The sequence below is a fragment of the Paenibacillus sp. 01T431 genome, from assembly GCF_056398625.1.
Genome location: NZ_JBFTPT010000001.1, coordinates 417,448 through 443,082 on the forward strand (window position 1 = coordinate 417,448; position 25,635 = coordinate 443,082).

16 protein-coding genes are annotated in these 25,635 nt (G+C 44.4%); 14 read left to right on the top strand and 2 right to left on the bottom strand.

All coding sequences use genetic code 11. The features are described 5' to 3' along the window. Positions 1–322 precede the first annotated feature (322 nt). From AC1DM9_RS01770 to AC1DM9_RS01795, 6 genes are all read left to right on the top strand, one after another. Positions 323–1,384, top strand: coding sequence for an alpha/beta hydrolase family protein (locus AC1DM9_RS01770; protein ID WP_477510881.1), 1,062 nt, complete (start codon positions 323–325; stop codon positions 1,382–1,384). Next, positions 1,381–2,274 carry an ABC transporter permease gene (locus AC1DM9_RS01775; RefSeq protein ID WP_441882589.1) on the top strand — a complete coding sequence of 298 codons (894 nt, stop codon included), beginning with the start codon at positions 1,381–1,383 and terminating at the stop codon, positions 2,272–2,274. The genes AC1DM9_RS01770 and AC1DM9_RS01775 overlap by 4 nt, the downstream gene beginning before the upstream one ends. Positions 2,275–2,293: 19 nt before the next feature. Further along, positions 2,294–3,169, top strand: coding sequence for a carbohydrate ABC transporter permease (locus tag AC1DM9_RS01780; RefSeq protein ID WP_477527710.1), 876 nt, complete (start codon positions 2,294–2,296; stop codon positions 3,167–3,169). 56 nt (positions 3,170–3,225) lie between these two features. Then, positions 3,226–4,782, top strand: a complete 1,557-nt coding sequence (locus tag AC1DM9_RS01785; protein ID WP_477510879.1) for an extracellular solute-binding protein — start codon at positions 3,226–3,228, stop codon at positions 4,780–4,782. Positions 4,783–4,945: 163 nt separating this feature from the next. Beyond that, positions 4,946–7,162 (top strand): helix-turn-helix domain-containing protein, encoded by a 2,217-nt coding sequence (locus tag AC1DM9_RS01790; protein ID WP_477578196.1) that lies wholly within the window; start codon positions 4,946–4,948, stop codon positions 7,160–7,162. Positions 7,163–7,167: 5 nt separating this feature from the next. Beyond that, the gene (locus AC1DM9_RS01795) at positions 7,168–12,138 is read left to right on the top strand and encodes an FN3 associated domain-containing protein (protein WP_477510877.1); all 4,971 of its coding nucleotides are present in this window, start codon (positions 7,168–7,170) and stop codon (positions 12,136–12,138) included. 143 nt (positions 12,139–12,281) lie between these two features. Here the strand turns inward: AC1DM9_RS01795 and AC1DM9_RS01800 are convergent, their stop codons facing one another. Continuing rightward, positions 12,282–13,835, bottom strand: coding sequence for a response regulator (locus AC1DM9_RS01800; RefSeq protein ID WP_477578199.1), 1,554 nt, complete (start codon positions 13,833–13,835; stop codon positions 12,282–12,284). A gap of 40 nt (positions 13,836–13,875) precedes the next feature. After that, complete coding sequence (locus tag AC1DM9_RS01805) at positions 13,876–15,681, bottom strand: sensor histidine kinase (RefSeq protein ID WP_477510875.1); 1,806 nt, start codon at positions 15,679–15,681, stop codon at positions 13,876–13,878. A 157-nt stretch (positions 15,682–15,838) separates the two neighbouring features. Here AC1DM9_RS01805 and AC1DM9_RS01810 point away from each other — a divergent pair, with 157 nt between their 5' ends. The 8 genes from AC1DM9_RS01810 (at position 15,839) to AC1DM9_RS01845 (ending at position 25,581) form a co-directional block, all read left to right on the top strand. Then, positions 15,839–17,215 carry an ABC transporter substrate-binding protein gene (locus tag AC1DM9_RS01810; protein ID WP_477551350.1) on the top strand — a complete coding sequence of 459 codons (1,377 nt, stop codon included), beginning with the start codon at positions 15,839–15,841 and terminating at the stop codon, positions 17,213–17,215. Between the two features lie 119 nt (positions 17,216–17,334). After that, positions 17,335–18,174 carry a carbohydrate ABC transporter permease gene (locus tag AC1DM9_RS01815; RefSeq protein WP_477578390.1) on the top strand — a complete coding sequence of 280 codons (840 nt, stop codon included), beginning with the start codon at positions 17,335–17,337 and terminating at the stop codon, positions 18,172–18,174. 14 nt (positions 18,175–18,188) lie between these two features. After that, the gene (locus AC1DM9_RS01820) at positions 18,189–18,998 is read left to right on the top strand and encodes a carbohydrate ABC transporter permease (RefSeq protein ID WP_477578201.1); all 810 of its coding nucleotides are present in this window, start codon (positions 18,189–18,191) and stop codon (positions 18,996–18,998) included. 22 nt (positions 18,999–19,020) lie between these two features. Continuing rightward, on the top strand, positions 19,021–20,031 hold the full coding sequence (locus tag AC1DM9_RS01825; protein ID WP_477578203.1) for an SGNH/GDSL hydrolase family protein: 1,011 nt from the start codon (positions 19,021–19,023) through the stop codon (positions 20,029–20,031). 9 nt (positions 20,032–20,040) lie between these two features. After that, entirely contained in the window at positions 20,041–20,994 is a 954-nt protein-coding gene (locus AC1DM9_RS01830; protein ID WP_441882565.1) for a zinc-dependent alcohol dehydrogenase, read from the top strand. 31 nt (positions 20,995–21,025) lie between these two features. Next, positions 21,026–22,024, top strand: a complete 999-nt coding sequence (locus AC1DM9_RS01835) for a zinc-binding dehydrogenase (RefSeq protein WP_477578204.1) — start codon at positions 21,026–21,028, stop codon at positions 22,022–22,024. 1 nt (position 22,025) lies between these two features. Beyond that, on the top strand, positions 22,026–24,509 hold the full coding sequence (locus AC1DM9_RS01840; protein WP_477578206.1) for a glycoside hydrolase family 38 N-terminal domain-containing protein: 2,484 nt from the start codon (positions 22,026–22,028) through the stop codon (positions 24,507–24,509). Positions 24,510–24,522: 13 nt separating this feature from the next. Further along, positions 24,523–25,581, top strand: coding sequence for a dienelactone hydrolase family protein (locus AC1DM9_RS01845; RefSeq protein WP_477551347.1), 1,059 nt, complete (start codon positions 24,523–24,525; stop codon positions 25,579–25,581). Positions 25,582–25,635 lie beyond the last annotated feature (54 nt).

The window sequence follows — 25,635 nt, forward strand, 5'->3', positions numbered from 1 at the left end:
AAATAGTGAGGCTCTGACGAAATGGGAAAACAATGCCTGTTCGGTCGCAAGGAGCTGAAAGAATAAGCCTCAGAAACCACAATCAAAGTGGAATCCGAGGCTTATTTTTTTTGATTTTACACGCAAAGCGTGGGGCTCGAAAATATTGAAATGACTGATGTAGCTGCCCTTTCTCGGCTATCTCCGTCAATGATTATGGTGACTCGCTAAAGATTATGTGTGCAAGGTTAAGCCAACTCGCTCGGCGATGATTATAGACGGTAATTGTACAGCTCGATAAGCTTGGAATAATTAAACCGCATTTGAAGGGAGCACAAGCAGCATGACCTTAGAGAAGTATGAGGATCGGATTATAGAAAAACGCCAAAGCCATGATGAACGCTTTAATAAATATTCACCCTATTGTGATTTTATTTATTACCCGTCATCCAAGGAGCCTGGTCTTCGCCTGGCGATGAGAATATTAAAGCCTACAGAGCCTTCGCCTATTTTAGTCACGACACATGGATGGCATATGAGCATCCCACCCTTCGAACATAGGGAAGAGCCTTACGGGGGTGGCAACTATCTTGTGGTCGAGGTTGATATGCGAGGGAGAGCTTTCTCTGATGGCCGCCCTGACTGCAATGGGTGGGAGCTGCTCGATGTAATAGATGCAGTCCGGTTTGTGCAAGACCATTATCAAGAATACATTAGTAATTCTCAGTTGGTCTATTTCGAGGGTGGAAGCGGCGGAGGCGGGAACGCTTATGCCATAATCGCAAAGTTTCCGGATTTTTTTGCCGCAGCTACGGCAATGTGCGGCATTTCGGATTATGCGCTTTGGTATGAGCAGGATGAGATTGGAGAATTCCGCGATGAATTGGATGTATGGATAGGCTTTCCTCCCAAGCATAATCCGGAGGCTTATCAATCACGTAGCGGCTTGGCGCTGGCCGAAAATTTGCTTACCCCGTTGTTTATTGCTCATGGCGATAAAGATATTCGTGTGCCGGTGGAGCATGCGCGGATCTATATGAAACGGATTCAAGAGCTCGGACTATCAAGGAAGGTTCATTATTTGGAACTGGTGGGGGTAGGCACAAGGGAGCACTGGGGAAATGCTTCAAGCGATCAGCTTGTTCAAATGCAGGAGCAAAGCGAGGTTAACCGTATACGTAATGCTGTCCCAATTGAGATTCCGGATAAGGGTTTATTCATCGTAGCGGGATATCTCGTCACGAAAAAATTCGCAGTAGTGCTGCAAGATTTGAACGAGGTGGCGGTCTTGCAATATGACTTGAATAGTAAGGTGTTCGATGTTGCGGGAGCAAAGTCAGGTTATTCGATCTACCATCGGGATGACCCTAAGCGCAAGAAGGATTTTTGGGGAGGATTGGCATGAAAATATTAATTCGTGATCGCTGGCTATATCTCATGTTGTTGCCTGGGCTTGTTTATTTTATTTTGTTTAAATATTTTCCAATGTGGGGCGTGTTGATCTCATTTCAAGACTACCAGCCTTATCTGGGCTTTTGGAAAAGCGAATGGGTCGGACTGAAGCATTTTATCCGACTGTTCAACGAACCAACCTTTGGTCTGCTATTTTGGAATACAGTTGTGCTGGCTATGTATAATCTACTGTTTTTCTTTCCGCTGCCGATTATTGTAGCACTCATGCTGAATGAGGTTAGAAAGGAATTTTTCAAGCGGTTTGTACAAACTTTGATTTATATTCCCCATTTTTTTTCGTGGGTAGTTGTAGTCGGTGTTTTCTACATTTTATTTACGGTTGAGGGTGGCGTGATCAATGAGCTTATCGTGAAAATGGGCGGAGAGAAAATTAATTTCCTTCTTAGCGCTGAGTGGTTCCGCTCGATGATCATGACGGAGATTATCTGGAAAGAAACGGGCTGGGGTACAATCATATTTTTGGCTGCATTGGCAGGGGTTGATCCCGGGCTGTATGAAGCGGCAAAAATCGATGGAGCAGGACGCATTCGTCAGCTATGGCATATTACGTTGCCAGCTATACGCGGCACGATCATCATTTTGTTGATTTTGCGGCTGGGAGACTTTATGGATACGGGCTTCGAACAAATTATATTAATGCTTAATGCTTTAAATCGAGAGGTTGGCGAGGTATTCGATACTTATGTCTATACGACCGGCATTAATCAAGGACAATTCAGCTACAGCACAGCTGTAGGACTGTTTAAATCCGTAATTGGGTTGATTCTTGTGCTTGGAACAAATGCACTCGCTAAGAAGGCTGGGGAAGAAGGCATTTATTAGAAGAAGGATGTGAATTAGCATGAAAGACCGAACTGTTGGCGGGCGGTTATTTGATATTGTCAATATTACGGCTTTAATCTTGTTTGCCGTACTCGCTATGCTGCCGTTTTTATATATTGTTTTTAATTCCTTCCTATCATCAGAGGAATTTGCCAGGCGCGGCGTCGTGTTTTTTCCAAAGGAATTTTCATTAGATGCGTACATGTACATCTTCTCGACAAATACAATTGTACGCAGCCTGCTGAATACGATCTTCATTACATTGGCGGGGACTGCGATCAACATCATATTTACGTCTTTAATGGCCTATCCGCTATCGCGAAAAGAACTGCATGGAAGAAARCCGATTATGCTGATGATCATTTTCTCGATGCTGTTTAGCGGAGGGATGATTCCCGCCTTTCTGGTTGTGAAGGCATTAGGCTTAATGAACTCGCTGTGGGCTTTGCTGCTTCCGGGTGCGATCAGCGCATTCAATCTCATTATATTAAAAAACTTTTTCCAGCAGATGCCTGATGGAATTGAGGAAGCAGCAAAAATCGATGGATGCAATGATATAGGAATATTAATTAAAATCGTGCTTCCGCTTTCATTGCCGGCAATTGCTACCTTCTCGTTGTTTTACGCGGTAGGGCATTGGAACTCCTTTTTCACGGCCATTCTCTACATTAATGATACGGCTAAATGGCCGATTCAGGTTTTGTTAAGACAGGTCGTTATTATGGCGGAAGGCGGCATTGGCGACGCAAGCCAGATGAGCGAATCGCTTGCGATTCCGGCGCAGTCCGTCAAGATGGCTGTGATAACGGTATCGACGCTTCCGATTCTAATGGTCTATCCATTTTTACAGAAGCATTTTGCCAAAGGGGTTCTATTGGGTTCGGTTAAAGGATGACGTATGATGCGTCGTCATTTAATATAAAACTATGAGAGCAAGGGGAGGATTTTTAAATGAAGGGTTGGAATCGCTTACAAGCTGCTATGAGATTTGGTGGTGCTATCATTCTATCAGCGGTCCTATTGGCTGGTTGCAGTCAGGGAGCCGGCAAAGGCACAAACAGTGCGAAGGAGTCATTACCGCCGACATCTACATCGGCACCAGAGGAAACGGCTAAGCCTGCTGCACCGATCAAACTGTCCATGATTAATCAATATTATTCGGTTGAGCCGCCAAAAGCGGATAATGAAGCGATTAAGTTCATTGAGGAATATACCGGGACGAAGCTTGATATTACATGGGTTCCTAACTCTGCTTATACGGATAAAATCAATGCGACCATTGCCGGCGGCGAGCTGCCGCAAATTATGATGATAACGGGTAACAAAAGCCCAAGCATCATTAACGCAGCAAAGTCTGGCATGTTCTGGGAAATTGGTTCGTACCTTAAAGATTATCCAAATTTGAGCAAGCTGAATCCGCTTGTGCTTGACAACATCGCCATAGAAGGCAAGACATACGGTGTATTCCGCAGCCGTCCTGTGGCGCGCGAAGGCATCATTTTGCGCAAGGATTGGCTGGATACGGTAGGATTGGAAGCTCCTAAAACAATCGATGATTTCTACAATGTGATCAAAGCTTTTGCTACGCAAGATCCTGATAAAAATGGCAAAAACGATACGTTTGGGATGTACGAAGGCAGAGGCATGAACGGTTTCCAAGCGCTGCTCGCTTGGCATGGCGGATACAATATGTATGGCATTGAGGACGGCAAGGTTGTTCCTGATTTTTTCAAGAGTGAATATTTGGATGTGCTCAAGCTTTATAAACGGTTGTATGAGGAGAAGCTGATCAATCAGGACTTTGCGATTACGCCGGGTACAAAGCGCGTAGAAGCGATGAATCAAGGAAATGCCGGGTTGATTATTAGCGCACTAGATGATGTGAACAGTGGTTTTAATGATTTAATCAAAGTAAATCCAAATGCCGAGCTTGATGTAATTAGCAGAATCAGCGGTCCAGCGGGCGAGCGTCAGATGCTATTCAACGGCGGATATAACGGTTTGTATATGTTCCCGAAAACGAGCGTAAAAACCGAGGAAGAGCTAAAAAACATTCTTGCTTTCCTGGATAAGCTGTCTGATGAGAAAATTCAAAATTTATTTGAATGGGGAATTGAGGGCAAGCACTACAAGCAAGATAACGGAGTACCGGTTCGTACCGATGGCAAAGCCTATGAGACAGATATCAATTCGATTAACCAAATTCGTTACGATGACGGTGCTTTAGTGACAGCAGGCGAGGATGCGCCAATCGTAAAAAAATACAAACAAATGTTTAAAGACAATGTTGAAATTGTAGTGCCGAATCCAGTAGAAGCCTTTCAATCGACGACCTTGGCTGAGAAGGGACCCGAAATGACCAAAATTCTTACCGATGCCAGGGTGAAATTCATTATGGGCGAAATCGATGAGAGCGCTTGGCAAAAAGCGATAGAATCATGGCGTAAAAGCGGGGGAGACCAAGCTATTCAGGAATTGACAGAGCAATACAGCGCTGTACAGAAATAATGGTAGATTCGTAGCCATTCCTGAATAGTTAATCTACAATAACGAGACAGGGGTTCACCGCTTTATGAAGGGTGAATTCCTTAAGTTATTTGAAAATATGGAGGTTTTACTTATTTTAGGAAACCGGCTGCCGAAATTTTTAACGAGATTATTTCTATTCAACATGCTGCTGGGAACTCTTCCTGTCATCGTTCTTGGCGTTCTTTCTTATTATAAGTCCTCCGAGATTATTCAAGATAAAGTAACCAAGGCCAATCGTCTGAATTTGGAACAAACACAGCAAAGTGTTGAGCAGCTTTTGAAGATGGCGGACTTATCTGCTGTTCAATTTATGAATTCATCTCTTGTGAGCTCAGCTTTAAATATGCCGTTGACTGCTAATCAATTCGAAACTGTGAATGATTTGCTTCAAGGCTTACATAAGCTGCAAAGCTTCGAGCTCGGTATAAATGACATATGGCTCGTCAGCTTCAACAACGGATGGGTGATCGACAACAGCACGGAGGTTCTGCGGCTGGAAGCACTTAATCAAAAGGAAATGATTCATAGCTACGCCAAGGTTGACAAGTCAAGCTTTTGGACGACTGCTGACGGGGGAAAGCAGGTTCATTTGGTCAAAAAGCTGCCGCTACATGCACAAAGCCCCTCGGGATTAATCATCATCAAATTTATGAATAAAGAGATTACGAAATTGTTGACCAATAACAATGAGCTTGGCGAGGTGATGATTCTCGATCATGACGGGATTGTCATCGCACACAGCAATGAAGAACAAATCGGGCAGGATTTTCGCGATAAGAAAGAGCTGCAGTTTATGTTTGCCACGGCAGAGGCGGTTGGCGATAACCATGCGAAGATAAATACCGATATGGGCGTCAATTTCCGCAAATCCTCCTATAATAACTGGACCTATGTATCCATTTCATCGGTGAATCTCATTACGAAGGATTCCAAGGTCATTAAATGGTATACCTACACGGCATGTTTGCTGATTTTTGTAGGTACATTGTTTGTTGCCTTGCTGGGGTCTAGAAAAATGTACAGCCCGATCAGTCGTCTTTACCGCTTTCTTGCTGAGAAGGAAGAAGGATCAACAGTCAAGCGCAGCAGTGATGAGTTTCAATATATTGACAGCCAGGTCTATGAAATGCTGTATGCGAAAAATCGTCTCTCCGGCATTGTCGAAGGTCAGCAGCGCTATGTTGATGAGCTGTTCATGATCAAGCTTTATCAGGGAGAAGTGAGGGCCCAAGAAATGACGGAGCGAATGGATGCGATAACGTCAAACCGTAATTGGCATTATATTGGCGTCATGGCGATCCAGATTGATACGCTTGAGGGAACCCGGTATGAGAATAGAGATGAAGAGCTGTTGCTATTTGCTATAAACAATATTGCCGGCGAGGTTTTGAATGAAAGCGAAAGGCTGAAGCCTGTCGTTATGCAGCGCACACAGGTTACACTGATCGGCAGTAATGAGACGTCTGAGGAATTATTCAAGCTTAAAATCAATGCGTATGCCGATGAGACTAGAGAAAAGATTGATCAGTTTCTGGGCTTGAAAGCTAGCGTAGGAATTAGCCGGTTTTATCCAACGGTTGAATCTGCTCCTTGGGCCTATCAGGACGCAACCGAGGCGCTTAAATATACGATACGCATGGGTCCTAGCTGCATTATTCATATTATGGATGTCGAGCCGGAGGGAACGATCCTCTCGCATATTCCGGATGGGATTAAACAAGAGCTGCTGGATGCAATCAAGCTTGCTGATTATGCTCAGGCTGACCAGCTGCTTCATAAGTATCTTCAAGATATTTTCAATGAGAAGGTAGGGCATAGAGAATATTTTGTTCCTTTGACATCCTTCCTGTTGGATTTAGTTCGAATGGCGCAAAGCCTGGGTGAGCCGATAGACTCTCTCTATGATGGAGAAAAGTCATTAATCGACCAGTTGTATCAGCTCAAGACGATTAAGGAAATGGAGCAATGGTTTAGCCAAATTCTTATTTATCCGATGATGAATGTACTAGAGAAGAAACGGAAAAATCAATATGCCAAAATTTCCGATCAAATGCTCGCTATGATCCACGAAGAAGCTGAAACGGACCTTACATTAGAATTATGCGCATCCCGGATCGGTTATCATCCGGATTATATCCGTGGTGTATTTCGCAAGGAGGTAGGTCTCAATTTCAGCGATTATTTATCGAATTTCCGTTTGCAGTTAGCCAAGAAGCTGCTGGTTGATACCGATTTGAAAATTTTGGAGATTGCCGAACGGCTGCGATACAATAATTCGCAAAATTTTATTCGATATTTCCGCAAGCAAGAAGGCATAACGCCAGGGCAATATCGAGAAAAAAATCAGAGACAGGAGTGATTGATATGATTAGGATTAAGAAGTATTTTGCCGTCCTTATGACGGTTATTCTGCTATTGCCAGCCGGCTTGGCAAGCAAGCCTTTAACTGCGGAAGCAAGCTCGAATGACGCTGTCATTCGAGAGGGTTCCACCTTTTTACTGGATTTTCAAGCCGGTACACTGCAAAACGGAATTTATCATGACGGAAGCAGCTCTGCCTTCAAGTTCTCAGGAGATACAGCACATGTAGCCTTGAGTGGCGGGCAGCTTGCTGTTGGGCCAGTAGAAGCTTCAACCGTAGGTGTATTTGATTATGGTTTCAACGGCAACCCCACTCATAAATACGACGATTTTGAGATTTCCTTTGATATGACGGTTACGCATAGGGAGCTGAATAAACAGGCCGGTATCCAGTTTCAGAAGCAAGCCTGGAGCGATGGCTGGGACTCGCAGCTGAAGACGCATATCAGCTATGATGCAAAAATGAACTTTTTTGAAGGGAGCACCTCTATTGCCAATACGGGTAGCGGGAAGTTCCGGGCGATTAAGGATTATGGCGTACCGGCGTTAAACCGCGATGTATTGCCATGGGAAACGTTTCGCGTGAAGCAGGTTGTTGATGGCGACCGTGTTCTTACTTATTTAAATGGTTCAGCAACGCCCATTGTCGATGTCACTCGATCCTCCGAGGCTCTGCCAGGATTCGTTGGCGTATTTGCTAATGCCAATGTCGGATTCACCATGGATAATTTTCTATTTAACCACTTAAGGCCGGAAGCAGAGCGTGACAGCTTAGAACTGGCAGGCGATACAAACGGCTTTTATCTCTTTATTCCCGCTTTTAATGAAAGCGTTTCCAAATTTAAGGTCAATTATCAAAATATAACCGACAATGGAAGCCCGCAGTCCGTCGAATATACGGGACCGAGAAATCAATATGTTTTTGTTGACGGTTTACAAGCAGGAAAGGATTACAGAGTCGAGCTTACCCCCGTCTATACGAGCAGCAGAACGAATGTGGATACGAATATTACGATGTTTAAGAGCGGGACCGTCTTTGTCGGGGATCCGTTAGACACCAAATTGACGGTATCCAGCGGCGATACTTTTTTCGGACAAACCAAGCAGGTTGATATTTCCGTCATTGGAGCCGATCAAATCCGATATACACTGGACGGTTCGGAGCCAAGCTTTACCCACGGTACTTTGATCGAAGGCGATATTATATTTAATGATTCGATCGAAATTAATGCGACTACCACGTTGAAAGCTATCGCACTGTTAGATGGTGTGATCAAAGACCAGAAGCAAGTAACGTATACAGCAGGAGTAAATCCGGTTTCTCTAACGAATTCAGCTATATTTCATAATTCTCAGACCATTGCTATACAATCGGCGTTCGCAGATTCGCTGATCTACACAACGGATGGAACGGAGCCGCTTTATGATCCGGCGACGGATACGGCGTTAAATGGAATAGCTGTTCCTGCTTCAACAGCGGGGCTGACCGTAACGGCATCAACGTATATGAAAGTAAAGGCAGTAAGGGGGAAAATAGCCGGAGCTGCAGCTTCTGCAAAGTATACGAAAGTTCCGCTGCTGGCAAATCAGGTTACCGATTGGGATTTCACCACAAGCGGCGTGCAGCTGTTTGCGGAGGAGCAAGATGAGCTGTATGGCAAGCCGGCGGCCCCTTGGTCGAATCTGCTCGGCTGGGATGTGAATTCGGATACAGGCGTTTGGGCGAATCATATTGATGTGAATCACGTTTATCGGAATTCGGAGGGTGTTCATTTATTTACGACAGATCAGCCAATCGGAGCTTCTACATCGAATCCAACCTTCTATTTGGAGCCGCACAGCGCGGGTTATCCGAATATTCCTTCTGAATACCGTTATGTCAGCTTAACGATGAAGGTGAACCATACCGCCAATGCCGCTATTTATTTCGGGACGGATGCGGGAGTAGATACAGACAGGTTGAGCGAATCTAGAAAAATATCGTTTCGCAACACCGCTGCAGAGATTCCGGAATTCCAGAATTATTTGATAGATATGGGCGAGCATGCAGGCTGGACGGGGAACATCACTAAGCTTCGAATCGATCCGATGGCCACCTATCCGAGCATGAAGGACGGCATTGAGATTGTAGTCAAGGAAATCAAGCTGCTGCGCAAGCAAGATCTTTCTCCTGAAATTCGGTTGACTACGTTTCAAACTTCGGCCCACGAAATCGTATCGCCGGGCGATCAGTTTGTCATAAAAGCTGAAATCGAAAATATTGGCGCCAGCGTAGCGGGACTTGACTTGCAGCTAAGCGCTCCGGATTTTCTTGAAATAACGCCAGTATCAGGTTTTGATCTCACTGCGCTATCGGCAGGAGAGTCCGCACAAATTGTCTATAATGTCAATGTGCTGGATACAGGGGCTGGCGCAATCGCTTTTTCGGTAAAAGGAAATGGCATCGCAACGACGAGAGGCTTATCCCGCATATTCAGCTTGCCGGCAACGCTGCCCGGCAGCGGACAGCCGGATGACGTCATTATCGGAAATGGAGAGAGGCGATTGGTATTCCCGGCTCCGAGCCATACCGGACTGGAGGGCTACGGCTACGGCTGGCTGGAGGCAAAACGCGACGGCGCATGGAGCAGAATCGCCGTTATGCCTTCACTTGGTAGCGTTCAGGAAATAATACATGACGAGCTTACGGTAAAGGAGCTTTATGCAAGCGGGGCTACGGGCTCCAGCTTCTCAATATCCTTTGAGGCTTCCGATGGAGCATTATGGTCAGGAGCGATCCATGTTGAAGAAACTGCCTCAGGGAATCTGGAATTGGAGCACATGCTGCAATCGAATCAGGCAAGGAATATTGCAGCGATTATCGGACCAACGCTGCTGCTTGGCGAAGCCGATGTTCCAGCGCTCGATCCGAACTACCGGGTCATTCGTTCAATGACGGATGTGCAGGGCGATTATATTAACGAAGCGCTGTTTCCTGGTCTGGAGTGGCTGGACGATATGACGAATAACAATCAGTCCTCGAATACCGATGCTGTCATCGATAATGTAGACGCTTATCGTTATGTTCCTCATCCGCGAAAAATTACGGTGCCGTTAATGGCCGTTCGAAAAGGTGAGCTGATGTTTGGATTAATGTGGGATGCCAGGCAAAAATGGGACGGTATAAATGATCAACCGTCCGCATTTTTTGGCATACCCAATCGCCTTGAACGAGGCGAAGACACGATTTCTACCAAACTAAGCTTATTTATTCCTTCGATCTTTAAAGGGGTCAATGAAAATGCGACGTTTGCAACTGGCATCCCAACCTTTTACGATAAAACAACAGCTAGCGCCAATAATGAAAATCCGGTTCGGCAGTCTTATCAGTTAGGCGCTAACCAATTACTAAAGCTCCAATCCGAGTTGTTTGTTAAGGAAGGGACGGAAATGTCCGCGACCATTGAAGAGTGGACGCAGGAGCACGGGCTTGCAGAGCCGCTCCCCTACGCACATGGAACGATGCAGCAGGAAAGCGAAGCTATTCTGACCAGCTTTGAGAATCTATGGTCGCCCTCTGATCATAAATGGATGAATCGTATCGGGCCTGCGGCGACGCCAATGATTACATCTGCATTTATTACACCATATGCCCTATTGAATAAATACGCCGCCGCCTCCTACCAAAACATCGCGAAGCAGCGGGTTCAAACAGCAATGGCTGGGTTAGGCAGCAATTATTCTGCTTATGGCTACATTCTTCCTTTCTATCTGGAAGGAATAACCGCAAAAACGATGGAGGCTATGCAAGGCGTCAATGTAGATTCCTTGATCTCAACGGCGAAGCTCGTAAATCCCGCTGATGTAACGGAGGGCATCTATTGGGATTACGAAACCTTCATTAAACGCAAAGGATTTCCAACGAGTCCTTTTATCGGCCAATTATCGGACGTAACGGCGGGATCAAATGCCGAATTTTTGTTCAAAATGCTTAGACATGCTCGGCTGACTGGCAATGAAAATGCGACAACTTATGGCCTTGCCGGCTTGAATTATATGAATGACAGCTTTACGATGCCTAGAGGCTCGCAGTCATGGGAGCTGAGAAATATGATTCCTGAGCTGGGAACGGCGGCACTTGCAGTAAGAGCCAATGTGGAAGCATACACACTGACGAGCGAAGACAAATATTTGGAAAATGCGAAGCTGTGGGCGGGTAGAGGATTGCCTTTCATTTATCTATGGAGTGACGGAAGTTATGGCATAGAGAAAGCTGACGGCCAGGGAGGATTTTTTGGCAGCCATACATTTATGGAATATTCAGCTATCGCTTCCTTTGGGCAATCCATCTATCGGAGCAACGGTGTGCCGCTTCCTTCTACCTGGTTCGGGAGACCAGTCCAGTGGTCCGGGCATGATTACGGGATTGCACTGATGGAGCTATATGAATCTATGAAGTCATCTGGTTTATGGGAGGATTATTTGGATGCGGGAGGCATTGACTACTCCAAAATCAGTGAGGGCTTATCCGTAAGCGGATCAAGGCAAACGACGGCCGCCGATAGCCGGTATCCTACTCATTTGTATGATGCAACAAGTTTGCTGAAATGGGAAACCTCTGATTACCTGTACCCGAATTACCAAGGTGCTGAGCTGCTTAGCCTGCTTGTAGGAGAACGTACAAATCCGGTAACGAAGATGGTGCGGATTGGAACGCATGATATTCGAATAAGCGCTTTGGCTGATATCGAGCTGCTTGATGTTCAATCGGATCAAATGAGCCTGCGACTCCGATTCTCAACTCCAGGCGAATATACGGTGTTTTTGCAAGGAGTTGAGGCTGTTGGAAGCGTTGAGCTTATACAACCGGAACTAGGCTCGGCGGTAAAATCATTTGCGTTTAGGCCGACAAGCGGTTATGGAGAAATACATTTAGTGGCAGTGGGCGATACGGAGGTGGAACTTACGCTCACCTCACTTGTTGTTCATAGCTAAATGTCGGCAGCAAACCCCCCTTAGGAATATTCAGGTATAAAGAGTTATTGAAGAGAGGCTCCAAGGCAGCAGATGCCTTGGAGTCTCTCTTATTATTTATTTATAAAATCCATTTGGGACAAAAATCAATAAGCCTCGAACTTCTATTCCTGAAGAAGCTGATCTTTATAATCTGTCGGGGATTTACCTGTAACGAGCTTAAATACTTTGGTGAAATAGTGCCGATCTGTATAACCTGTAATTTCAGAAATTTCTTTTAGAGGCATCTCTGGATGAATTCGCATGAGCTCCTTCGCTTTATTAATGCGGAGAGTAGTTAAATATTCGACAAAGGTTTCTCCATGATGCTTGCGAAATAGATTTCCTAAATGGGTGCTCGAAATTTGAAATCGATCCATAATATGAGTCATTGAAATTGTTTCGCTCAAATTCGCGGATAAATAGTCGGAGATTTGTTCAAGTAATCGGACTCCTTTGTTACTGGCGGGGTCATGGTCTTCAAATCGGAAAATATGCGATAGCAAGTTCCAGATATCCTCAGCAGCATTTGAATAGGAGTAGGCGGATTCAATGATTTCCTCCATTTCTTTCTCCGTTGTGATACTTATGAGGGGTTCTAATGAGCGGAAATGCTTTTCTAACCATTGAACCATTTGCTTGCCATTTCTTTGTAAATAGAGGTTCGGACAGGAGTGCTCCTCCCACTGCTCAAACCAATGGAAGATCATTTTTTTTAACAGCTTCCAATCCTTTTTATCCACCGCAATAACAATTTTCTTCTCATCGGTGCTGCTTAGGAGCAGATTGAGTTTTTCTAAAGCGGGTTGTTGCTCAGATAAAAAGATCGTCTTGGATTGTCCAATGACCAGTTGATGGTACAGCTCATCGTGAAGATGATTTGCAACCTGGTGAAACTGTCTAATATCGTTAAAGCTTCGACTAACGGCGATGGAAGGGTGACTGCCTGAACCGCCGATCATCAGAACAATTTCCTCAGCAAGTTGTTTAATCCGCTGGTCGCCGCATTGATATAATCCGAGGATAATAAATCCCCTTTTGAAATCATTTCTTGAAACGATCCAAGCCTTCTCGTTCTTTAGCAATAAAGGATTCGAAGATAGTTTGTTTTGGATTTCTTGCTCCGTCAGAGTGGGACAAYGAGCTTTATCTTGTGAAAATGTAGGCTTATTAAAGCAAAACACATAATAGCTAGAGAATGGAAAGCACTGCTGTAAAGTGGTTTGGATACTTCCCTCTATACTCTTGTTTTCGAGCAATTCATTTAATAAAGATTGCTGCTGAAGATAGGTATCCAAGCTAATGCGTGTATTCGTCTTATCTAATAATTGTTCGATGATTGAAGGATCAACCGGCTTGACGTGGTAGTCCTCCACATTGGCCCGAATGGCATCCCGGGCATATTCAAAGGAAGAGTAACCGCTCACGATTACGACGATGATATGAGGCCAATTTTGCCGAATGATGGCTGCAAACTCGATCCCGTTCATGAGCTGCATCTTGATGTCGGTAAAGATTAAATGGGGTTGAACGGTCGGTATGGCTTCCAGTGCCTGGCTAGCGCTAATACATTGGGCGACAATCTGGGTCTGCTCTCTTTTGCTAAAGTCGCTGTTTTCAATTACTTCTTTAAGATGATCCATGTAGAAGGGTTCATCATCAACAATCATAATCCTCATGGCAGCCGCCTCCATTACATGATACGTTAGGGAACTTATGTTAAAGTTTGATGTAGCCATGGAAACATACATAGGCTCCGCAATCCTCGTTATTGCCGAAGGAGAATTGATATTGCTCCTTGAACATGAGCTGAAGTCTAGCAATCGTATTCACTAGGCCCATTCCTCCAATTGAAATAGGCTCGTTTAATGTTTGATTATTTTGAATGCGTTCAAGATAGCCTTGAATGTTGTGCTTCAACGTTTCCAAAGAAGCAGGTTCAAACCCGACACCATTATCACTGATTCGTATCTCCCACTTATTTCCGATTATTTTACCGATAATTTGAATTTTCAATTGCTTATCGCTATCCGATAAACCATGCTGAATGGCGTTTTCTATAATAGGCTGTATCATTAATTTGGGAATTTGAATATTTAAAAGCCATTCAGGAACTTCTATATCATAATGTAGCCGGTGTTGATAGCGAGATTTTAATAGATCCAAATAATGCTGTGCAAATTCTAGCTCCTCACTTACGGTTGTGATCGACGAGCCGGAAGAAATCGAATATCGTAAGAATTGAGAAAGTTTTCTACTTGTGTCCGATACAGCCTTTTGCTGGCCTCTATCTGATAAAACAGTAATGACACCTAACATATTAAATAAAAAATGAGGATTGATATGAGCTTGTAGCACATCGAATTTAGCTTGCATTTGCAAGGTTCGGAATTGAACAGTCTCCTCAAGACTATCTTGTAAACGCTGGTTCAAGGCTAGAAAGGAACGGTTAATAATTTCGATTTCACCCATATGAAATTTATTTTCAATAAAGGCTTGATTGGTCTCACCTAAATTAATAGAATCAATCGCTTTTTTTAGCTTTTTAAGAGGATGCGTTAAAATTTTGGCGAGAATAAAGTAAACAAAAACCGAGATCGCAATAAGGAGTAGAACGCTTATGATCGTGACATTACGAAATAAGAGCAATGGCGCAAAAAGTTGCGACTTTGGAATAATGGCTACAATCGTTATGCCTGTTTTCTCAGAGGTCTGATACATATAGAAATCATTAGTCCCCTTTTCATTCGTTATGAAGCCGTTCCCTGTATTCCCATTGCCAACCTGTTTAAGGATCGAGGCTAGTTTGTTGGATGAGGGAGGTGTAGACGAATAAAGAACCTGGTCCGCTTGTACAATCATAATTTCTTTATCCTGCTTCGAATCTAATTCCTCTACATGCAATAAATCCGAAGCTTTGAATTGGATTTCAAGAAAACCAACGGGATGCGAGTCCCAGCTGATCTGACGCAGAAATGAAAAGACGGCTTCGGAATCACGGGATAGCCATCTGTCCTTCTCCGAAAAATTCAATAAGGAAGAGCCCTTCGCAGCTTGAACATTCTTAAATCCATCATTCGCAAGGATGGTTTGCATAATATCTACGTCAGCTTCGTTAGTTGAGTAGAAGTCACCTTTTGACGTAAACAAATTAATCCTATGAATCGTTTGATAGACGGCAGCATTCAAGTAAAGGGAGTTTTGAATGGCCTTTTCGGACTGTAACGTTTCGGTGGGACTCGTATTTTTGAGATAGGCGATAGAGCTTAAATATTGGACGGCAGTATAGCTGGAATTGTCACGATTAATATATAGCTGGGTGGTTACGTTGTTATTAATGGTGGAATAAACATCCAGAGCATTGGAGTAACCGCTTACAAGCTTGTCCACATTTTCTTTTAAATTGGTTTCAATATTATTTTTCAAATATACATACATCGGAGTGCTGATAATGAGTGCAATGACGATGAGGACAAGCGAATAAGTCACATATAATTTCGTTTGTAAATTTTTGAAAGACAGCATAGACGACCTCCCCGTTCAGTATAACACATTAAAAATGCAGCCTTGCCCAGTGTGAAATATTTCCCCTAGTACTTTCAAATTCGCCATTTACGATAAGAAGCAAAAAACATAACATTGGTTTTGTAAGCATTTACATCACAAATTTGGAGGAATGAACATGAGGGGTCTCACCACAAAGAGAACGCTGTTATGGATAGTAACGGTTCTTACCATGCTTGTTTTAGCAGCTTGTGCAGGAACGAATAGCAACAGTAATTCAACGGATACGCCGTCAGAAGCCAGTGCAGCTCCAACCTCGGAAAATGTTTCACCATCAGCACCGCCAGAAAAGATTACTCTAAAGGCACTTATGCATACGAGTTGGTTAAAGGGCGGTATGGAAGCGGTTCTGAAGGGCTCTGCAGAGAAGGTCGGAATCACTTTAGAGATTGAGAAGCTTCCTGAGGGCGCAGATGGGGATAATTTAATCAAAACCCGGTTTGCCACGAATGATAAGCCAGATCTGTTGTTCTTCTATGGAGGCGTTAATGAGGGCTACGGCTTAGGGAAACCGGAAGAGCAGTTCGTTTCACAGGAGGATCAGCCTTGGATGGCTAACTTCGATAAGAAGGTTTGGACAGGTGCATTCGACTCGGCTGGAACATTTTATGCGGCTCCTTACGGCGGATCTAATATGGCGGTTATGCTGTTTAACAAAAAGGTTTTTGAAAGCTTGAGCTTACAAATTCCAACGACGATGGATGAGTTCTGGGCTGCTTCTGAAGTAATCAGCAAGGCAGGCAAAGTCCCAGTATACTTGTCCGCCAAAGATGCTTGGACATTGCAAATTCCAACCCATCAGTCCGGTGCGGCGCAGGCTGGCCTTCAGGAATTAACAAACAAAGTATTTTCCAATAAAGCTACGTTTTCTAATTTTGATGCTCAAAGACAGGGGATGACTTTCCTTAAGGAAGTTGTTGATAAGAAGTATGTAAACAAAGATTATTTATCGGATACTTATGATAATGCACAGAAGGCATTGGCAAATGGGGATGCAGCTATGTATCCAATGGCTACATGGGTCATGACCGATATTGCGGCCAAATACCCTGAACAAACGAATGATATTGGAGCATTCCTTATTCCCTTTAATGGTGGGGGCAAGGACGTTGCTGGGGTATATGCGCCTAATGCTATGTATGTCGTGAAAGGAAGCAATCAAGAGGCGGCTCAAAAATTCGTCAACTACTTTGAATCCGTTGAGACTCAAAATATTTATTTCGGCGCAGAAGGCGGTATACCAGCCATCAAGGGAGTTACGAATACACTTCTGACACCTGCTGAGCTTGATGCACAGAAGTTTGGAGAGGAAGGAAAAGCTGCTCCAACCGGCGTTAATCCTAGCGAAGGCATCCCTGCCTATGGATACGGGGATTATCCAGCATTCCTGCAGGATTTAGTAGCAGGCGCGAAAACCCCAGAGCAGGTGCAAGAAGCGGAACAGAAAGAATTAGTGAAGAACGCTAAAGCTAAGGATGATCCGAACTTCAAGTAAAGCTTTCTAGAAATAGTCGATATGAAAAGCAAATTTGGAGAGTGTTTCTGAAATAGAGAAACTCTCTCTCTTTTTTGGAGGGCAAATAAATGCTGAAGCGTCATTACTACAGGTACTCAATGCTAGCTCCAGGACTTTGTATATTTTTAATCTTTTTCGTGTGGCCAGCGATTTCAAATTTTTTCTATGCCTTCACGAATCTAGACGCCACCTTTCATTACACACGGCTCGTTGGATTTGAAAATTTCATATCCCTATTTGATGATTCGAGCAATTCTATTGCATTTAAGAATACTTTTATTTTCACAGTGGTCACAACAGTCGGTAAAGTCGGACTTGGGTTTATATTAGCTAACTTTGTAAACCAAAAGCTAAGAAGTACAAATTTCTTGCGCTCTGCCCTTTTCTTTCCCGTCATACTAAGCCCGATTGCAGTATCACTGGCATTTACAGCCCTATTTCACCCGAGCCGGGGGTTTATCAATGTGTTATTGGAGAACCTTCATCTTGGTTTTCTAACCCAACAATGGCTTACAAATAGCCATATCGTGATGTATTCCATCTCCTTTGTTGAAATATGGAAGTGGACGGGATTAACGGTCATCTTGTTTCTGGCAGCACTTCAGACCATTCCGAAAGAGATGATTGAAGCCGCCAAGATTGACGGAGCAACAAATTGGGAGCAGAAGAGGCATATTATATTCCCGATGATTCTCCCCGTTGTGAATACCAACATTATTATTTCGCTCATTGGCGGATTAAAAGTATTCGATATCGTTTATGCGCTTACTGGAGGCGGTCCAGGGAATGCTTCTAGCGTAATTAACACAATGATCTACAAAAGTTTCTCGCAAGGAAGAAATGGGGAAGCGACTGCCGCTAGCTTGTTATTGTTTGTGATCATTCTCGTCCTTGTATCCATAACGAACAAATATCTAAATAAAGACAACAGAGGGTGAGTGGAATGCGAGTATTGCGTAAAACATTATGGGAAGCTCTATCTGTGTTCATTAGCTGTATCATCGCCATTCCTATCTACTTGGTCGTTGTGAACTCCTTCAAAACACAGGCGGAGGCTTCAGATTTAGGATTATCCTTCCCGACGAAATGGAACCTATGGCATAACTATTCAGATGTGTTCGTAAATGCCAAGATTCCTCAGGCATTATGGAATACAACGATTTTAACCGTCATTAGTGTATTCTTTATCGTTATTTTCTGTTCACTGTCCGCTTATTTCATTCAACGGAGAGATAACCGGGTGAGCAGGCTGCTGCAAACGGTTATTATTGCCGGCTTAATATTGCCTTCCTCCATTATTACGACGTATATGCTGATGTTTGATTTGCATCTGGTTCGTACTTATTTAGGCGTGATTTTGCTTTATATTGCTGGGAATTATGCTTTTCTAACCTACGTATACATCGGTTTTTTTCATAGCATTCCAAGAGAATTGGATGAAGCCGCAATGATTGACGGAGTTAGCCCTTACGGATTGTTTTGGAAGATTATTTTCCCATTGCTGAAGCCGGTAAGCGCCAGCGTCCTAATTATTGCATTTATGTCGGTATGGAATGACTTCACTACCCCGTTTTATTTCTTAAATACGGCGAGCCGCTTCACCTTAAGCTTGACCGTATACTTTTTCTTTGGTCAGCATTCCTCGGATTGGAATCTGGTTTTTGCTGACTTGGTTATGGTATCCATGCCGGTCATTCTATTGTATCTATTCTTGCAAAAGTACATCGTTGAAGGCTTAACGGCAGGGGCAGTGAAAAGTTAAATGGGAGGGTGAGGTTTGCTAAATGTCAGTGCATAACGTGAAACAAACAGCGGAGTCACTCGTTTTTGTGGGGCAAGAAAAGCAGCAGCTGCGATTCCACCCGATCGTCAAAGGAAGCTTGAGCTTAAGAACACATACGAATTCCGAGCATGTGAAGTCGGTTAGTTATAAAGAAGGAAAGGATTTTATTGTTGATTATGAAACTGGGCTGATTGCAAGAACGGTCGCAAGCAGTATACGGGATTGGGCTGACCATGTATTCTTTCAAAACCTGAACTTCGATCATCATTTGTTTGAGGAATACAGTAATCGCAGTTTCACTGTATTTATAGACTACGAATATGAGAGGGAGCAACATCAACATCAATTAAATGCCGGAATGAGCTTGGGGGCTAGTCGTTTATTAAAAAACACGATGAAAAAGCTTAATGCCGGACAAGAAGCTGTTTATGTGGTTTTTGGTGACAGCATTAGCGAAGGCGGAGAGGCAAGTGAGGATAGCTATACTTTTTATCAACGTTTTGCGCATCGGCTATCTGCTATAAGCTCGAGTGGAAACCTTCGCGTTGTTAATAAAGCAATCGGAGGAGAGACAAGCACGGGAGGCGCAGCCCGCATAGAGCAGGATATTGTGTCTAATCAACCCGATCTTCTAACGATAGGGTACGGGATGAATGATCAGAATCTATTCGAGGGAGAAGTGGCAGTACCTTATGCTATTTACGAGAGTAATATTCGAACGATTATAGAAACTACGATGCGTAGCTGTGAAACAGATATTGTGCTTGTTACGCCTTGCGAGCCAAATCCCTTGTGGAAATATACGAGTGGGCTAATGGATGGATACGCTGAAGTTCTTCGTCGCTTGGGGAAGGAATATGATATCGGCGTTGCAGATGTGAATGAGATTTGGAAACAAGAATTACGAGCAGGAAAAACGCCAGAGAGCCTTCTGCTCAACAATATTAATCATCCGAATGATTATGGGCATTGGCTTTATTATCAGGCATTTGAACATCTAATAGAAGGGTGATGCTGTCTTATGAAAGCTTTGCAAATTACAGGAGCGAATACGTATACCATCTTAGAACATGAAATTCCGGTACCTTTTGATGATCAGGTATTGGTAGAGATAAGACTGGTGTCAACTTGTCCTCGCTGGGATATGAATATGCTGGCTGGCCGCAATATGTTTAATTATAATGAATCTCCCAATTACCCATTACCCCCGGGGTTTCCGGGACATGAGCTGGCTGGCGTAGTCAAATCGGTGGGAAAAAGCGTGCGTACGCTGAATGTGGGGGACCGTGTGGCTGCCCTTGAGCATTTGGATGGTAACGGGGCTTATGCGCAGTATTTATGCTTCCGTGAAGAGGAGCTCATCAAACTGCCAGATCATATCTCTGATAAACAAGCAGTATCGCTTGAACTATTGAAATGTGTAGTAATTGGAATCATGCAATTTGGCGATCTGCGGGGCAAATCTATCGTCGTGTCCGGTCTAGGACCTGCGGGAATGCTGGCCATTCAGGTGGCGCGCCTATGGGGGGCTTCACGTGTTATCGGAGTAGATATTAATGAAACGCGAGTACGACAGGTTCGAGAGCTTGGACTTGGCGAGACTTGCCTTGTCGATGAGCTGCAGGGTCAACAATTCGATTTAGGCTACGATTGTGTCGGGGCGGCCGCTTCTGTGCAAAATCTGATTGAGTACGTAGATGAACATATCGTTATATTTGGTGTTCTTCGCGGAGAAGTGAAGTATCCGGAGCATCTGTGGTACAAGGGAATGAAGCTGGAATCTTATAAATACCGCAATGTTGGTCCAAGGGATCATGAGCTGCTAATCGACCTGGTGGGAAATAAGAAATTAAACATGGAATGTTTGCAAACTCATCATTATACGTTTGATCGGTATCAGGAAGCCGTTGATTTATTAAATAAGCAGGAAGCGATTAAGGTATATTTTTATCCACAAACCGATTTCGATATTTAAGTCCAATATACAAGGCGGAGGGGATCTGGCAATGAAAGGCTATGGTGTTGTATTCGTTGATAAAGGCAAGGTTGAATATCAAGAGGTAACCGTTCCTGAGCTAGGGAGTCGTGATATCGTCATCGACGTGGAGCATTCTTGGATTAGTATTGGAACGGAATCTTCCTTCCTAAAGGGCGAACGAATCGCGGGAGAAGTCCCATACCTTGAGGGTGATGCTTTGCCATTTCCACAGATCAACGGCTATCAAAAGGTCGGTAAAATTAGAGGGTTGGGTGATCAGGTAGAGGGGTTTCAAGCAGGTGAGCGCGTATTTGCCACGGTAAGCAAAGTAAAGGGAATGGCATTTAGTGAAGGAGGCCATGTCAGCCCAGCGGTAACGGACGTTAACCAAGTATGGAAAATTCCAGACGGGATGAGCCCTGTGGCGTTTGCCGGGCTTGTGCTTACACAAGTTGGCTATAATTGCGGCTCTCGGCCACCGGTGAAGGAAGGGGATCAGGCCGTCGTTATTGGCGACGGTCTTGTCGGCCAGTGGGCAGCTCAAACCTTAATTCACCGGGGGGCTAAGGTTGCCGTGCTGGGCCGACATGAGGAGCGGTTAGCGCTTCTCCCGGATGAGGCACTCGCGATTAATACGTCCAAGAACGACGTAAGCGGGCAGCTTTCTTCACTGCATGCCGATCTTTCCATTATTGTGGATACGGTAGGCTCGCTCGCCGCGGTTTATGAATGTCTTCCCTACTTGCGTCATAACGGACATCTGGTCTCCGCCGGGTTCCTAGGGACGGATGGCAGAATTGATATCCAATCTCTGCGGGAGAAAGAAGTTACTCTTCACAATCCTTCGGGATGGGATAACGAAAGAATGAATGCAACGATTCGTGGAATAGAAGAAGGCTGGCTGCAGACAGAAACACTCATCACGCATCAGTTTCCAGCGGAGCAAGCTACAGAGGCATGGAAACTAATTTTGGATAAAAATAAACCCTGTCTGGGTGTGGTTTTGAACTGGGATAGGGGGCTTTAACATGCAAAATTTTCATCTCATCTGCAATGCCCATCTGGACCCGGTATGGCTTTGGGAGTGGGAGGAGGGAGCCGCAGAGGCTATTTCTACCTTCCGAGTTGCCGCTGAACTGTGTGAGATCTTTGATGGATTTATTTTCAACCATAACGAGGTTACGCTGTACAAATGGGTAGAGGAGTACGAGCCCGAGTTATTCGTGCGTATTCAGAAGCTTGTTCGGGAGGGGAAATGGCATATCATGGGCGGGTGGTACTTGCAGCCAGATTGTAATATGCCATCAGGTGAATCTTTTGTTCGCCAGATGCTCCTCGGTCGACTCTATTTCAAAGAAAAATTCRATTCCTACCCCACGACCGCAATTAATTTCGATCCGTTTGGACATACGCGGGGACTTGTACAAATTATGAAAAAATCGGGCTTCGATTCCTACCTATTTTGTCGTCCTGATCCGGTTAACTGTGAGCTGCCTGGAGAGGATTTCATTTGGACTGGCTATGATGGTTCAGAGATTATTGGGCATCGTGCGCTTGAGATGTACAATTCCCCCAAAGGTCAGGCCGATCATAAAGTGAAGGAGTGGCTGGAGAAAAAACAGCATAACCCTGTTGCTTCCTTACTCTGGGGAATTGGCAATCATGGCGGAGGGCCATCCAGATTGGATCTCGTTCAACTGCAGGAGTTGATTTCATCCAGCCAGGATACTCAAATCCTGCATTCCACCCCGGAAGCTTATTTCCAAGAATTAAAAGAGAGTGGTATAGAGCTTCTTCATCATAAATCGGATATTAATCCATGGGCGGTTGGATGCTACACTTCACAAATCCGGATTAAACAAAAGCACCGGCTGTTGGAAAATGAAATTTATATGTTGGAAAAGATGGCTTCGCACGCTGCTCTTCTGAGTCTAACGAGCTATCCCTATGATGACATTCATGAAGCTTTATGTGATCTCATGGTCACGGAATTCCATGATGTGCTTCCGGGTTCTTCTATTCAACCCGTAGAGGAGGCTTCCTTGCGTTTAGTTGATCATGGACTCGAAATCATTTCTCGATTGAAAGCCAAAACCTTCTTTGCGCTTGCCAAGGGACAACGCAAAGCGGATGAAGGCGAGATTCCTATTTTGGTTTATAATCCGCACCCGTACCCTATCTCAACCATCGTGGAATGCGAGTTTCAATTATCCGATCAGAACTGGAACGATGAGTTCTCACTTCCTGTTGTCTATCAAGAGGGAGTTCGTCTTCCATCACAGGCGGAAAAGGAGCAGAGCAACCTTAATTTGGATTGGCGTAAACGTACCGTATTTCAGGCCGTTCTCGCTCCAGGCCAAATGAATCGTTTTGATGTTCAATTGGAAGTTTTACCGAGAAAACCCGAGCTGGAACTTAAAACTCACAATCATCGCATAACGTTTCAAAACGAAGAAATGGAGGTGATTGTTAACTGTAAAACCGGATTAATAGATCGTTATCGGGTGCATGGAATTGATGCGGTAAAACCTGGAGCATTCATGCCCTTAGTTATCGAAGACGATGATGATGCTTGGGGAATGAACGTACAAAGCTTTCGCCAAGTGGCAGGCGTGTTTGCATTAATGTCCGCGAGTGAAGGGACACAGTTCTCTGGGGTGACGGAGCAGATGCTGGAGTCTGTGCGTGTTATTGAAGACGGAGAAGTGAGGACAGTCATAGAAGCTATCTTTCACTATCATGATTCTTTTGTCGTGCAAACCTATAAATTGCCTAAGAGCGGTACTCTTATTGAAGTGCAGCTCCGCGTGCATTGGAACGAGAAAAGCAAAATGCTGAAGCTTTCCGTTCCGACCCCTTATGAGCAAGCAAAATATCAGGGTCAAGTGGCGTATGGTATGGATGATCTGCCTTCAGATGGTAAAGAGGTTGTCGCCCAAAAATGGACAGCTGTCCATGATCAAGAAAATGATTTTGTGATGATCGAAATGAATGATGGAACGTACGGTTCTGATTATGCCAATGGGGAGATGCGTCTTTCGTTGCTTCGCTCTCCAGGCTACACAGGGCATCCGATTCATGATCGAACGATCATGCCGCAGGATCGTTATTCCAATCGAATCGACCAAGGAGAAAGAGTGTACCGTTTCTGGTTTAACGCGGGAAAAGCTTCAGAGCTTCTGACGACTGTGGATCGCGACGCGCTTACGGTTAACGAAAAGCCATTTGCGCTCTCCTTCTTCCCTCCTGGAACCGGACAACGACCAGAGTCATCTCTGATCCTGAGTGATTCGAGCATTCTAGTAACGACATTCAAGAAAGCGGAACGATCCGAGGATTATATCATTCGTTTGTTTGAACCGACGGGCCAAAGCAGAACGACAGAGCTTCACATTCCTTCATTGAATATGAAGCAGGTAATCACACTAGGAAAGTTTGAAATTAAAACGTTCAAATTAAACGTGACAGACAAAATACTGTCAGAAGGAAGCATGATGGAGTCAGAAGAATAGGAGCTGTGATGGAATGAGCGGTTCTAAGAACGACTTATATGGAGAAGATCCAGATATCGGAAACTGGTATCGTGAGAAACAAAAGATCGAATTCGATCATCTCATCAAGCGAATGCGTGCAACTGGGAATCAGAATCGGGCGGAGTTCTTCCGCCCGGATACCTCATCGATAGATACGTACGAAGCGGGACTAGAACCCTATCGTGAGAAATTCAAAGCGATGTTAGGATGGCCGCTGAGTGATCCAGCGCTAGATTCATCAATACCTAATGCTCGAGTTGAATGGGTTGCCCAAGATCGTTTAAGCAAAATTTACAGGGTTATGGTTGAAGGGGAATATGGTCTGACGACGTACGGCCTGTTATTCCTGCCACTGACGGAGGGGCCTTTTCCTCTCGTGATTTCACAGCATGGAGGAGAAGGCACGCCGGAATTATGTTCCAGTTTCTATGGTCCCACGAACTATCATGATATGACGCGAAGAGTACTTCAAAGGAACATCGCTGTATTTGCGCCACAGCTTCTGCTCTGGAAGGAAGGGGAATACGGTCCTCCGTATGACAGGGCGTCTATCGATAGACAATTAAAGCAGGTGGGCAGCTCTATTGCTGCGGTGGAAATCTATAAAATTCAGCGGAGCTTGGATTATTTATTATCACGGAATGATATCGCCGCTGACCAAGTCGGTATGATTGGTTTATCCTATGGCGGGTTTTATACCCTCTTTACAGCAGCAGCGGATACTCGTATTAAGGCGGCGTATTCATCCTGCTTTTTCAACGATCGCTTTAGGTATGATTGGTCTGATTTTACTTGGTTTAATGCTGGCAATAAGTTTCTAGACGCAGAAATAGCAGGATTAATTTGTCCGCGATTTCTGCATATTGAGGTGGGTAAAAAGGATGAACTGTTCCACTATGCACATGCGCTTAAAGAGCTTGATAAACTAGCCGTGCCTTATGGGCAGCTGAATATCATGCATCGATTGTCGAGAGAAGTAGTTGATGGAGCTCATGAGCTGGATATAAACGATAGAGCAATGGAGTGGTTTTGCCAAGCGGTCCGAATGTGAAATATTCCCCCTGCAACTTTCGAATCCTCCATTTACCGTATGGGGCTGAAATCA